Origin of the sequence: Aerococcus sp. UMB1112A (assembly GCF_030230715.1) — a bacterium.
GTDB lineage: Bacteria > Bacillota > Bacilli > Lactobacillales > Aerococcaceae > Aerococcus.
Window position 1 is genome coordinate 126,891 of sequence record NZ_JASPDS010000003.1, and the last position, 13,409, is coordinate 140,299.

Genomic DNA, 13,409 nt, shown 5'->3' on the forward strand with positions numbered 1-13,409 from the left:
ATACAAGTCTCATAAACATTGGAAAACAGCTACTAGTGTTCAATAGTAGCTGTCCTCCTCTCTTCTTAAGCTAGGTCACTATTTAACTTCTGACCAATCTGTGATTTCACCCACGAAGATACCTTTAACACTTTCTAAAGTAATATCTCCTAAACCATTTTCATTATTTACAATAACAGCAATCCCATCTTGGGCAATTGCTTCTGCTTCAACATCTGTTTCGTCTTCCTTAAGTTCACGGGAAGCCATACCGATATCAGCGGTTCCTTCTTGGGCAGCTTGTACCCCTGCACCAGAACCGTTTTGGGTGATGTTAATGCTTACACCTGGGTTTAACTTTTCATATTCTTCTTTTAATTTTTCCATAACAGGGCCAACAGAAGTGGAACCAGAGATATTGATATTTCCTTCTGCAGAACCGTCGCCGGCATAAGCCTCAGCATCGCTCTTCACTGGTACATAGCCTTCAGCTAAGATAATGTCTTGGCCTTCCTTAGAGAAGATGAAGTCATGGAAGTCTTGAGCTGCGCCTTCTAAGTCGCCCTTGTGAACAATATTAAATGGACGAGCAATCGCATAGTCACCAGAGGCAACATTTTCTTCAGTTGGCTCAACCCCATTGACATTTAAGGCCTTAACGGTATCGTTTAATGACCCTAAAGAAATGTAGCCAATAGCTGCTGGGTCCCCAGCGACAGAAGTCATCACGCCGTCTGTTGAGTTTTGGATATCTGCCACATCCGTTGTGTTATCGTTGTCGCCTTCTTTAACACCTGTAATTTCAACAAAGGCATCACGTGTACCAGATCCTTCTTCACGGCTGATCACTTGGATTAAACCTTCAGGAGCACCAGAAGCGCCACCTGCATCAGCTTCAGAATCACCGCTATCGCTAGCTGAGTTACCACATGCTGCTAATAGAGCCGCACTCCCTAATACAGTGATTAATTTTGAAAACTTCTTCATTTCTACCATGAATTAACCGTCCTTCCTAAACTCTTGGAGTTCATTTGGATTAATAATTTTTGCTATATATTAATCATACACGTTAAATGTAAATTTCTTGTATAGTTTGGGCTAAAAATCCGCGAGTAATGTTAAAGTTTTGTAAATTTTGTGTAAAGTTTGTTATAAATTAAAATTAAAAAAACTATTCTTCTAAAATCTCAATTCCGTCATCATTATCTTCTAAGTCGAGCATAGGCAGATAGACATTGAAACAAGAGCCCTGACCATACTGACTCTCTACATGGATCTTCCCGTTCATGCTATTGACCAAGTTACGAACAATAGATAAACCGAGTCCTGTCCCTCCTGAATTGGTGGACCGATCCTTGCTCACCCGGTAAAAGCGTTCAAAAATACGGGGCAGGTCTTCACGGGGGATCCCGACACCATTATCCTTGACGCTAATATGAACATAACCCTCTGCTTCCATCAGGTCTAAGATAATCCAGACATCGCCACCAGGATTGGTGTACTTGATCCCATTGTTCACGAGATTCGTTAATATTTGATCGATCCGGCCAGCTTCACTATTGAAAATAATCGGCTCCTCTCGAAGATTCACTGTATGGAGTGAGATTCCTTTCCGCAAGGCTAGTTCTTCCGCTTGCACCACAGCACCGTTAGCCAGAACTTCCAGGTCGATACTTTCTACCTTATGACCAATCTGATCCTGTTCAATCTTAGACAAGTCCAAAATATCCGAAATTAAAGAGGTTAAACGATTACTTTCAGAAGCTATGATACCGACAAATTCCTGGGCCAAGTCAGGATCTTCCAAGGCCCCATCCAAGAGGGTTTCAGCAAAGCCTTGGATCGAGGTAATTGGCGTCTTCAGCTCGTGGGAGGCATTGGAAATAAAATCTGTTCGAACCTTCTCTAAGCGTCTAATCTCCGTAATATCATAGATCAGGACAATTACCTGGCTCCCCGTATCAGGACCCGCCGGCGATTCCTCGATATAAATCACATTCACATCTAAGATAACCTCTTTGGGATAGTATAAATAAACCTCATCGTTGTAATTACTCTTGTCTTGAAAACAATTCTCAATCATCTGTTTGAGCCGGTAACCATGGAGCACATTATCATAGCGCTTGCCCCAAATATCATTCGTCTCAATACCTAGTATCGTAAAGAAGGCTGAGTTACTTACCTGGATACGCTGCTGGTCATCAATAAGAAGGACCCCAACAATCAAGTAGTCAATCAGCTGGTTTAAGCGTTTCTGTTGGGTTAGAATCTGTCCCTGCTGCCGTTCTAAATTCTCTGCAAGACCGTTAATATTGCGACCGATTTCATCGAACTCCTCGATCCCCTTACTTTCATAGCGACTCTGATAATCATTATGGGAGAGATCATCAACAATCCTGGTAATAGCCTGGACAGGATTCGATAAACGTTTGAAATAGTAATAAAGCAAGGCTAACAAGACTGCCATAGCCAGTATCGAACAAATAAAAGCAATCCCCATCAAACGTGATTGGGCAGCAGAAAGATCGGACACCGCCCGGATAATTTGAATATAAGCGATGGGATCGCCCTTGCTATTGCGCATAAATTCCGTGTACTGGTAGATGGTATTATCTTCGGAATTGTTATCATGGGTCTTAAAATCTGTCGTATTGGCCCAGGCTCTGTCAAAAGCTTGACTTTCTCGAGGTGCAGCAGGCAAGTCAGCATTCCCCATAGCAATTAATTCCCGCTTATCCATATCATAAATAATGATCCGCTCAGCTGGGTTGAGAACACCAATCAAGTTATTGATCATTCCCACCCATTTGCGGTCACGATTTTGAATATTTTCTTCATCCAAGGACATAAAAGATTTGCGCAAGGTAGCAGCTGTCTCTGTCATCTGTTCCTGCGTTTCCTCACCGACAGCGTGTTCCACCACTAAGTTGGCATTATAGGCAAAGAGAAAACTATAGAGAATAAAAAGTAGGGCAAAAAGACCCGTTAAACGTGCTGTGAGCCGCTTCATGGCTTAGGAACCTCAAACTTATAGCCGAAGCCCCGAACCGTCTTAATATACTGTGGTTTCTTGGTATCCTCTTCAATTTTCTCACGCAAATGGCTGATGTGAACATCCACAATACGTGTTTCAACCGGATAGTCAAAATCCCATATTTTCTGAAGCAATTGTTCCCGCGATAGAGTCCGGTTCACCCGTTTGGACATATAATAAAGCAAGTCAAATTCTTTAGGTGTCATGTCAACAAGCTGGCCGCGCACGCTAACGGAAAAGTCTCCCGTATTGATGATAATATCTCCCACCTTGACCAACTCATCTTCCTCTAAGTCATCCACTGGAACAGGATAAGAATTTTCTGCTACATGTTGGCGCAAGGAGTCAGCCTCTGCTTGGGACTTGGCTTTTTCTTCCGATTGCCGAGTAGAACGGCGCAGGATCGCCTTCATCCGTGCCAAGACTTCGCGTGGACTGAAGGGCTTCGTCATATAGTCATCCGCCCCTAGTTCAAGCCCGATAATCTTCTCCAACTCTTGGTCCTTAGCTGTTAGCATGAGGATGGCTGTTTCGATATTTTTTTGCCGGAGACGGCGGCAAATTTCCATCCCATCAATACCCGGCAACATAATATCCAAGATGATCAAGTCAAAGTCATTGCTTTTCCCTAATTCGTAACCCCGGTTACCATCTTCCGCCGTCGTCACGTCATAGCCTTCCTTCTCTAAGTTAAATTGCAATAACTTACGAATTGACGCTTCATCATCAACAATTAGTACCTTTTTCATTCCTTACACCCCATCTTCATCACGACTTAATTCTCAACTTCATTATCCAACTGAGCCTTAAGATAGGCATCAATAAAGAGATCAATCTCGCCATCCATCACCCCATCGACATCGCCTGTTTCGCAATTCGTTCGGTGGTCCTTGACCATGTTATAAGGATGGAAAACATAAGATCGGATCTGAGAGCCCCAGGCAATCTGAGATTTCTCGCCGCGGATTTCATCCAACTCTTTGGCGTTTTCTTCTTCTAGAATTCGAGCCAATTTAGCTTGGAGCATCCGCATGGCGACTTCCCGGTTCTGGAACTGGGAACGCTGGTCTTGAGAGGCAACAACAATTCCCGTGGGCAAGTGCTTGAGGCGGACAGCTGATGATGTCTTGTTAACATGCTGGCCCCCAGCCCCTGACGCGCGAAAAACGTCCATTTCAATATCATCCGGATTAATCTCAATCTCTGTCTGTTGGTCAATCTCTGGCATCACCTCTACTGAGGCAAAGGAGGTATGCCGGCGACTATTGGAATCAAAGGGTGAAATTCTTACCAAACGATGAATCCCATGTTCAGACTTCAAGAGGCCATATGCATTGTGGCCAAGAATTTCCATCGAAACCGTCTTAATGCCTGCTTCATCCCCAGCTTGATAGTCTAAGTAATTAATCTTATATCCATGTTGGCTCGCCCAACGTTCGTACATCCGGGTCAACATACTCGCCCAGTCTTGGGATTCCGTTCCCCCAGCTCCTGGATGAACTTCAACGATCGCTGAAAGCTTATCATACTCGCCACTGAGCAGCATGTTTCGTTCATACTTAGCCATTGCTTGGGTGAAAGCTTGCATCTTATCCTGCAATTCTGTCCCAAGATCGGGATCATCAGGTTCCTCATTGACCAATTCATAGAGAGTCTCAAGTTCCTCGTACTCTTCCTCCAAGTCATGGAAGGTTTGATAAACAGACTTCGCCTGGTTATTGGCTTGAATCAATTCCTGAGCCTTGTCCGAATCGTCCCAAAAGGATGGATCCAGCATTTTCGCTTCGTTTTCAGCAATCGTCTCTTCCAAACTGTCTAAGTCAAAGAGACCCCCTGAAGCTTTCCAATTGATCGCGGTTTCCATCGAGCGAGTGACGAATTTCGTACAATTCCATTATATCCCACACTTTCTATCTATATAATTAGCTAAAAACCTTCAATTCTAATTATAAAGGAATTTCTAGCAAGCACAAGTTGAATCCTCTTTCGGCCAGCTTGCAAATCCACACAAAAAGAGCCAGCCTGAGACTGACTCTTTAAGATAAATGATTTTTTACAGACTGTCTTAGTCTTTAGTGAACTCTTCTTCAATATCAATTAAACCATATTTGCCATCATGACGTTTATAAACTAAGGCAAAGCTTTCGGTTTCTGCATTTTCAAAGATGAAGAAGTTGTGGCCGAGTAAGTCCATTTGGAGAACAGCTTCTTCTGCTGACATCGGTTTAACTGAGAAAGTTTTTTGACGAACGATTTCAATCCCATGATCGTCGCCCCCAGTTTTCTGCTCATCAGCAGCAATTTCACCGAGTCCTTTTTCCCGAGAGCGGCGGTTCATCCGTGTTTTATACTTGTGAACTTGGCGCTCTAGTTTATCTACCACTAAATCGATGCTCCCGTAGAGGTCTTGTGAAGTAACTTCTGCACGGAGCGTCAATCGTGGGAGAGGAATGGTAACTTCTGCTTTCGCATCATGGTTTTGATAAACCTTAGCATTCACGTATACTGTTGCCTCTGGATCATTATCGAAATATTTCTCTAGCTTACTAATCTTATCTTCCGCATATTGACGGATAGCCGGAGTAATTTCAATATTTTCTCCCCTAACATTATAAGTAAACATAAATACTCATTCCTTTCTAACCAGTTTCCTGGCGAAAGCTCATTCGCTTTCTTGATTCTAATCTTATTATAAAAAATAACGCTTTCTTTTTCAATGAAAAGGCCTTAGAAATTTAATTTGTTCAATCTATCGTGCCAAAGTAAAGCCCGATAAATCCTGATAACCCGCTTGGTTGAGGGCTTGGTAACAAGCAAACATAGTGGCTCCCGTGGTATAGACATCGTCAAAAAGAATAAAAGCCTGGTCTTTGGGATAGGAAAAAGTTGGAGCTAAACGGATACCGCGGTCCACTTGGAGGCGCTCGCGTCGTCCCTTGAGTGCTTGCTTCCCTTCCTTGGACTGGCTAGGTAAGAAAGCTTGTTCATAGGGAAGGCCGACTGCTTCTAGGATACATTCGGTTTGGTGGAAGCCCCGCTTACGGTAATTGGACTCACTCGACGGCAGAGGCAGCCAGATAGCTTCCGGCCGTTCTTGGTGAAAGTCACGCATGACTTGTTCAAAAGAAGCAGCCAATCGCACATCCCCCAAGCGTTTGAATTGGTGGAGCCAGGCCTTAAAGGCTGCGTCGTAATGCAAGAGGGCGCAGTTTTTAAAATGCCAACCCTGGTCCTGCCAGCGCAGGCAGTCCCTACAATAAACACTATCTAGGTCTTCATGGGGGCGCCCGCATTGCTGGCAGGTTTGCCCACTTATCCAAGCAAAACTTTGCCAGCAGGCTGTACATAACTTAGCTTCTGTAATAGGGTGGAAAGCTAAAAAATCCTTGAGTGAGAAATGAGCCGGCATGCTTTCTTGGCACAAGAGGCACCTAGTCATCGAGAAGCCCCCTCTCACGAGCAAGACGGTTCATGCTTCTAATCTGCCTGATTGCTGCCTGGCTGGCCCGCGTTTTTCCCTGGTGGAAGAAGACCACCTCTCCTGTCGCTGCGTCCGCCTTCCGTCCCACCCGGCCGCTGATCTGAACCAGGGCCTGCTGGGTGAAGGTCCGATCTTCCGTGCCGAGAACCGCCACATCAATATTAGGGAAGGTCACCCCTCTTTCGAGAATCGTCGTCGTAAGCAAGAAATCATAGCCATCCTCCCGCATGACCTGGACCTTGGCTGTGCGCTCAGGATCTTTAGCAGATACACTAGCTAGGCGGGCCTGGTCAAAAACGCGGTGTAAGACCTCCTCCAAGGCCAACATCAAAGGAATATGGGGTAAAAAGAGCAAAAAGCGACGTTTGGCCTCTAGCTTGCTGCCTATCCAGTGCTGCAACCGGCGGGGCAATTTAGCTTGACTCAGGGATTGCCGCCAATCGCCAATCCAAACATAGTGGGGAACAGGCAAGGCCTTACGGTGGTAGCGGGCAGGTAGGATAAAAGCAGCCACTTCTTGTTTGTTGATCGCTGCTTCCTGTCGCCGACTAGGAGTTGCCGATAAGAAAATTCGCACGCCCCCTTCAACTAGCGCATGCTCAGCCGCAAAATGTAAAGTTGGGTCATCGACAAAAGGAAAAGCATCCACTTCATCGATAATAATGCCATCAAAATATGCTTGAAAACGGATGAGCTGGTGGGTGGAACAAATGGTCAACGGGCAGTCACGAAAAGACTGGTCGGATTCCCCGTGCAAGAGAGCGATATCAAGCTGGGGGAAGGCCGCTTGTAAGCGGGGGTAGAGCTCATTACAGACATCCAAGCGTGGACTGGCTAAGGCCAGACGTTTGCCGTTCGCCATGGCGACTTGGAGGGCCGAGAATAACATTTCCGTTTTCCCCGCTCCAGTTACTGCCCAAATAAAACAATCTTTCCCCTCTTCGAAGCTCTGCCGGATCTTCTGGGCGCCTTCTGCCTGCTGGTCGGATAATTGCCCCTGCCAGGCCAGACAGACTTCCGCTTCCGACGGCTTAGCCGCCAGCTTACGGGGAAGGTGGTAGAGCTTATCGCAAGAAGAGACTTTGCCAAACTGTAGGCAAGATAGGCAATAATAACAGTCTTCACGTTGGAAACAAAGATTCCGGTAAAAAGCCGCCTGGTCCTGGTTGTGACAACGCTGGCAGCTTAACTGTCCATACTGGCCATTCACCGCCTCTAGGCACTGGGCCCCTTCCAACCCTTCGATCTGCTCAGGAGCTAGCCCCACCTCTTCCGCCGTCAGCAAACGACCGCGCAGGCTATCCATTAAATCTTCTTCCATACATCTTCCTCCTTACTCATATATAAACCAAAACTTTATTTATTCACTAAATGCTTTTATAAAAGTAAAGATACTTTCCTTAAAAAGATAAAAAAGTCGAAATTTGAGTCTCGTTCGCGTAAAATGAAAGTAAGTATAGAAATGAGGTGAAGGCGATGTTAGCTTATCGCACCATACGCCAAGCAGGAGAACATGAAATTGAAATCAAAAAATCCCGCTTCATCTGCCAGGCCAAACGGGTCTTTAGTGAGGAAGAAGCTCAGGATTTCATCCAAGAAATTAATAAAAAACATTGGAAGGCCACCCACAATTGCGTTGCCTTCCAAATTGGCGAACGCAACCAAATTCAACGAGCCATGGACGACGGCGAACCGAGCGGGACAGCGGGTGTCCCGATGCTCGAAGTTCTTAAACAAATGGACTTAAAAAACATCATTGTCATTGTCACCCGCTATTTTGGTGGCACCAAACTGGGAGCTGGTGGCCTTGTCCGCGCCTATAGCCATGCGGTGAGTGAAGCCCTCCAAGCTATCGGTATCGTTGAACGCCAAGTCCAACAAGAAGTCGCTGTTAAAGTGGACTACCCGCTCACCGGACCCATGGAACATTGGATTGAAAACAGTCCCTACCAGCTGCTGGATACGACCTATCTTGCAGATGTTTGCTATCATCTCGGGGTTGCCGAAGACCAAGTAGAAGCCTGCCAAGAAGCTATCACCAATCTCAGCAGCGGCCAGGCCAATTTTGAGCTTGGAGATAAGGTCTATGTCGATGTCCCCGTTAAGGCCTAGGCCATATTCTTGAGAATATGTTTAAGAATCAGCGCTTTTACGCCTTGATGTTGCAGACCGATCCCAGAAAGGGCTATAATACATATAGAATAGAAAGGCGGAGTGCAGATGTTTGACTTCTTTAAACGAAATAAACATAAGGAAAGCCAAGAAGAAACTAGCTATGATGTCAGTATCCAAGAACTCTATGCCATTTCCGATGGTGAGATGGTCAAGTTAGAGGATGTCAGTGACCCCATGTTCCAAGAGAAAATGCTTGGCGATGGCTATGCGCTTAAGGCCAGCCAAGGTGAAGTCTATGCCCCTATTAATGGTGAGATTAAGACCATTTTCCCAACTGAACACGGTATGGGCATTACTACCGAATCCGGCCTCGAGTTCCTTATCCACTTAGGTTTCGATACTGTTGAATTGGAGGGGAAGCCCTTCGAACACCAGGTCCATGAGGGGCAAGTGATTGCACAAGGCGATCTCTTAACCAAGGTCGACTTAGAAGCCATCCGCGAAGCTGGTAAGGATGACACTTTTGTTGTGATTTGTACCAATATGCAAGATGTTGACAACTTAACTATCACAGCCCAAGGCCAAGTCAAACATGACGACGTGGTCGGTCAAATTAGCGCTGGATAAGCCAGTCAAAATTAAAAACTTACCAATGAAAAAGGCTCCCGAACCAGCAGCTGCTGGTCAGGAGTCTTTTTACGCATTCAAGTCCTTATATTTGGCTAACATAGCTTGGGCAACGACTTTAGGTACCGCCGCCTCAACTTCTCCGCCGAAGCTAGCCACTTCCTTAATCATGCTTGATGAATAGGCACGGTATGCCGCATCGGATAAGAGAATCACCGTCTCAATATCAGGGGCTTGGAGCTTGTTAATCTCAGCCATATTCATTTCATACTCAAAATCTGTATTGTTACGAATCCCACGAAGTAGGGCGCTAGCCCCCAAGTCTCGGGCTAAGTCAACTGTCAGACCATCTGTAAACTGCAACACTTGCACATTAGCCAGGTCAGCTGTCACTTCTTCAACTAAGGCTACCTTCTCTTCTGGACTGAACAAGGCTTGCTTAGAGGTATTACTGGCAACCGCGACATAGACTTGGTCAAAGAGCCGGGCGCCCCGTTGGATAATATCGAGATGGCCCCGCGTGATCGGATCAAAACTTCCTGCATACAAGGCTTTTTTGCTCATAAATCCTCCTTAATTCTTTTCAAAATAAGTCAACCAGTCTTCCTGGAAATACTCACTAGCTAGCAGCTCTTCCCAGGTCGGCATACCCGTTTGAGCCCCAAGCTTTTGAACGGACAGGGCACTGGCCCCATTAGCGAAGGCCACCGCCTCTTTGAGGGGCAAATCTTGGCTCAAGGCATAGGCAAAGGCTCCAGTAAAGGTATCCCCTGCCCCTGTGGTATCCACCGCTTGGACTGAAAAAGCCGGCACATGTTGGATTGCACGGTCAACCTGCTGGGCATAGGTCACCCCATCTTTTCCCAGAGTGACTAATAGGCGCTCAGGATAGCGCTGAATCGCCTCTTCGATCGATGCATTGGGGCATAGGTTATTCAATTCGAATTCATTCGGTGTCAGGTAGCTACATTTCTCAACATAGCTTTCATCTAGGACAATCGCTGGAGCAGGGTCATAGATCACTTGCTTGCCATGGCTCTGGGCAAGGTCAATCAGATACTGGATGCTCTCGATAGGAATTTCATTTTGAATAACAAAAAACTCCTCAGCCAAAAGGGCCTCTTGGTGGCGCTCGAGATAAGCCACTGTCACTTCCTGGTTGGCGCCAGGAATATAAATAATCGCATTATCTGCTTGGTAAACAGTAATATGGGCCGAACCCGAAGACTGATTGGGAATAATTTCCACTGCCTGGCTGTCTATTCCCTCTTTTTTAAGATTAGCTAGGATTTCTGCCCCGAAGACATCATCCCCTACGCAGCCAAACATCGTGACTTGCCCACCTAAACGCGCTGCGGCAATAGCCTGGTTGGCCCCCTTACCGCCAAAAAGCGTGTGGAAGTCTCGCCCAGTAACCGTTTCACCACGGTCAGCTAAGATATCCGTCTCCACGACAAAGTCTGTTGATAAACTTCCTATTACAGCAATCATAACTAGCCTCCTCGTTAATAAGCGTATTCTGTCCCTGTCTCTCCTGGACCAGTTGATGGCGCTGTTAAACTAGGGTCAACTAAGCCAGAAGAACCCGGCAAAGCACTCGGTCCTTGGTCAGCTGGTCCTAGGCCCTGGCCCGATTCTAAGGGCACTTGGCCCCCACTTTCTTCCGACGGATCGATCGATCCACCAAAACGGTCGGCACGTTTCAATTGGTCCGCTTGAAGTAGCATCTGATCCTTAGGCGTGTAAAGGACCGACGGTTGCATCACGCCTGCATCATCCATGTAGACATCTTCAAAGTAGTTAATGCCCCGCTTCATCGAGGCCTTGTGAATCCTTTCTTTCAAATCAGCAACGGTATAGTCACTTGCTGAGGTCAAGAGGTCATCATCAGTTATCTGACCGTCTTCATCTTCATCGACCACCCTGAAGTAACGGTTGACTACCCCATAACTAGGAGGGTAAACAATAACTTTTTGCGTCGGTCCTAAGCCCAGATTAGCTCGTAGCTTATTAGACATCTCCCGACGCTCTTTCTCTGGTACCAAGAGATAGTAGCCAAAGTCTAAATTAAGATCTTGGTGGTCTTTGAAGACTAAACGTTCAATAGAAGCTAGGGCTGGAAGATAATTCTTCTGTAAGGCCATCATATCATTTAAACTCAAATCCGTCTTCAGATTATTACCAAGGGCAGCCATAATTTCCCTGAAATTCGTAATCGTATCGAGGGTCAGCACCTTATCAATCACCGCCTTGACCAACTGTTGCTGGCGCTTCTCGCGACCAATATCACCTTCTGGATCGGCCTTGCGCATCCGCACATAGTGAATAGCTTCTTCACCCGTTAAGGTCCGTGTCACCCCTTCTTCAAACTTGGCACCATTCTGGATAAAAGTTTGATTGGGGGTGATCTCAATCCCCCCCATGCCATCGATAATGTCGATAAAGCCCTTCATATTCACTTCGACATAATAATCAATGGGCAGGTCAAGGTAACGCTGCAAGGAGTTAATTGTCCCCTTAATCCCGTAATCCATATAGGCATGGTTGAGCTTATCAAAGTCATCCGTGCGGTCCATGGGGCCAAGCGCATCACGCGGCACGCTCAAGAGCTGGGATTTTTTATTCTCAGGATCAATGGTAATCACCATCATGACATCAGAGCGTCCATCTGGCACATCTTTATAGAAGAGAGCCCCATTATCGATGCCTGCTAAAAGAATCGACACCGGCTCCCCCTTGCGCAAGGATACGTTAGCATCGCGCATATTATCCCGGGCAACACGCTGGTAGATACTATTGGTAAATTGAGAGAGGCTCCCATAGAACTTATAAGCCCCAAAACCTGCTAAAGTGAATAAAATAAGCAATAGGCCAAGCAAAATGAAGCAGCCTGGCCGCTTCTTTTTCAAGCTTTTCGACCGCCGCCTTTCACGACGCGCTAAATACTTATCTTCATCCATGGGTTCGAGTCTCCTTTACCTTAATAACTTTCACTAATACATAGATGAATTATACCATAGCCAAGCAATCACAAGCTAAACTTTAGCATTTCTTAAAGAAGGGAGTGAGAGGATGCGGGAGAAATAAGCCTCTGGAGTAAAAGCCCTGAGAAGACTAGACATCTTCGACGAATCTTTGTAAAGAGGGCTATTTCTGACAGTCTGAACCCAAGTAAAAAGTGCGACAAAAGTCAGTCAGCACTGAACACTTTTTGCCGCACCTTTCTTATTTTTTAATTTGATTGTGGATAATTATAATTAATCTTCAATTGGTCAAGACCTAAAGCATCCTCGCCTGGGACAGGTGACTGCATGGTAAGGATTTTAGGCCCATCTGGTGTAATCGCCAAGGTATGTTCATATTGGGCAGAGAGGCTTCCATCAATGGTTCGAGCCGTCCAACCATTATCATCCATTTTTGACTTCCAAGCGCCTACATTGACCATGGGTTCTACGGTGAGGGTCATTCCGTTTTTCAGGCGGAGACCACGACCAGCTGTCCCATAGTGAGGAACGGCTGGTTCTTCATGCATAGTAGGCTGGATACCATGTCCCACAAATTCACGCACTACGGAGAAACCTTCTGCTTCAACATATTCTTGAATGGCCGCTCCAATATCACCAATACGATTTCCAGCCACACACTGTTCGATACCTAGGTACATAGCCTTCTTGGTTACATCGAGTAGACGTTGGGTTTCAGGATCAATTTCGCCGACCGCAAAGGTGGTACAAGAATCGGTAAAGAAACCATCGATGGATAAAACCGTATCCACTGAGCAAATGTCCCCTGCCTTCAACACCCGCTTACGGTCAGGGAAGCCGTGACAAATTTCATCATTAGTTGATGTACAGGTCGCATAAGGATAGCCTTCAAAACCAACCTCTTCTGGGATGGCCCCTTCCTCGCGAATACGACGTTCCACATACTGGTCAATTTCTCCTGTCGTAATACCAGGCTTCACGACATCTCTTAATTCTTCAAAAATCATGGCAATGATCGACCCAGCACGATCCATTGCTTCAATTTCACGTTCGGATTTCAAAGTAATCATAAAAATTTGACTTCCTTTCTTCATTCTACTACTGTTCCTAGTATACATGAAAATATTAACTTTAACAGGACCTGGATGCAATATTTTTGGATAGCCTAAACCGCTTTCCCATAACCCTA

13 protein-coding genes are annotated in these 13,409 nt (G+C 45.8%); 2 read left to right on the top strand and 11 right to left on the bottom strand.

Annotation, left to right across the window (positions count from 1 at the left end; translation table 11 throughout):
* Positions 1 to 78: 78 nt before the first annotated feature.
* The 7 genes from QP860_RS02765 to QP860_RS02795 all read right to left on the bottom strand — a co-directional run bounded on the left by QP860_RS02765 (position 79) and on the right by QP860_RS02795 (position 7,815).
* Positions 79 to 975 carry a substrate-binding domain-containing protein gene (locus QP860_RS02765; protein ID WP_070616458.1) on the bottom strand — a complete coding sequence of 299 codons (897 nt, stop codon included), beginning with the start codon at positions 973 to 975 and terminating at the stop codon, positions 79 to 81.
* 175 nt (positions 976 to 1,150) lie between these two features.
* Positions 1,151 to 2,989: a two-component system histidine kinase PnpS gene (gene pnpS / locus QP860_RS02770; protein WP_070616457.1), complete on the bottom strand. Its 1,839-nt coding sequence runs from the start codon at positions 2,987 to 2,989 to the stop codon at positions 1,151 to 1,153.
* Positions 2,986 to 3,762, bottom strand: coding sequence for a response regulator transcription factor (locus QP860_RS02775; protein ID WP_070616455.1), 777 nt, complete (start codon positions 3,760 to 3,762; stop codon positions 2,986 to 2,988). The genes pnpS and QP860_RS02775 overlap by 4 nt, the downstream gene beginning before the upstream one ends.
* 26 nt (positions 3,763 to 3,788) lie before the next feature.
* Positions 3,789 to 4,908, bottom strand: a protein-coding gene (gene prfB, locus QP860_RS02780) for a peptide chain release factor 2 (protein ID WP_371325967.1) whose coding sequence is annotated in 2 segments (ribosomal slippage) — positions 3,789 to 4,847 and positions 4,849 to 4,908 — 1,119 coding nt in all. Because the reading frame shifts where the segments join, the coding sequence is not laid out codon by codon here.
* 170 nt (positions 4,909 to 5,078) lie between these two features.
* Positions 5,079 to 5,636, bottom strand: a complete 558-nt coding sequence (hpf, locus tag QP860_RS02785) for a ribosome hibernation-promoting factor, HPF/YfiA family (protein ID WP_070616451.1) — start codon at positions 5,634 to 5,636, stop codon at positions 5,079 to 5,081.
* 126 nt (positions 5,637 to 5,762) lie between these two features.
* Complete coding sequence (locus tag QP860_RS02790) at positions 5,763 to 6,452, bottom strand: ComFC family protein (protein ID WP_070616450.1); 690 nt, start codon at positions 6,450 to 6,452, stop codon at positions 5,763 to 5,765.
* On the bottom strand, positions 6,445 to 7,815 hold the full coding sequence (locus QP860_RS02795; protein ID WP_083294259.1) for an ATP-dependent helicase ComFA: 1,371 nt from the start codon (positions 7,813 to 7,815) through the stop codon (positions 6,445 to 6,447). Before QP860_RS02795 ends, QP860_RS02790 begins: the two co-directional genes overlap by 8 nt.
* 155 nt (positions 7,816 to 7,970) lie before the next feature.
* On the opposite strand from QP860_RS02795, the gene QP860_RS02800 reads away from it, so the two are divergent.
* Positions 7,971 to 8,606 (top strand): YigZ family protein, encoded by a 636-nt coding sequence (locus QP860_RS02800; RefSeq protein WP_070616448.1) that lies wholly within the window; start codon positions 7,971 to 7,973, stop codon positions 8,604 to 8,606.
* Between the two features lie 108 nt (positions 8,607 to 8,714).
* Complete coding sequence (locus QP860_RS02805; RefSeq protein ID WP_070616446.1) at positions 8,715 to 9,236, top strand: PTS sugar transporter subunit IIA; 522 nt, start codon at positions 8,715 to 8,717, stop codon at positions 9,234 to 9,236.
* Between the two features lie 69 nt (positions 9,237 to 9,305).
* Here the strand turns inward: QP860_RS02805 and coaD are convergent, their stop codons facing one another.
* From coaD to map, 4 genes are all read right to left on the bottom strand, one after another.
* Positions 9,306 to 9,800 carry a pantetheine-phosphate adenylyltransferase gene (gene coaD, locus QP860_RS02810; protein WP_070616445.1) on the bottom strand — a complete coding sequence of 165 codons (495 nt, stop codon included), beginning with the start codon at positions 9,798 to 9,800 and terminating at the stop codon, positions 9,306 to 9,308.
* A 9-nt stretch (positions 9,801 to 9,809) separates the two neighbouring features.
* Positions 9,810 to 10,727, bottom strand: a complete 918-nt coding sequence (gene rbsK, locus QP860_RS02815; RefSeq protein ID WP_070616442.1) for a ribokinase — start codon at positions 10,725 to 10,727, stop codon at positions 9,810 to 9,812.
* Positions 10,728 to 10,741: 14 nt separating this feature from the next.
* Complete coding sequence (locus QP860_RS02820; RefSeq protein ID WP_070616440.1) at positions 10,742 to 12,196, bottom strand: LCP family glycopolymer transferase; 1,455 nt, start codon at positions 12,194 to 12,196, stop codon at positions 10,742 to 10,744.
* A gap of 272 nt (positions 12,197 to 12,468) precedes the next feature.
* On the bottom strand, positions 12,469 to 13,290 hold the full coding sequence (gene map / locus QP860_RS02825) for a type I methionyl aminopeptidase (RefSeq protein ID WP_070616438.1): 822 nt from the start codon (positions 13,288 to 13,290) through the stop codon (positions 12,469 to 12,471).
* Between the last annotated feature and the right edge of the window lie 119 nt (positions 13,291 to 13,409).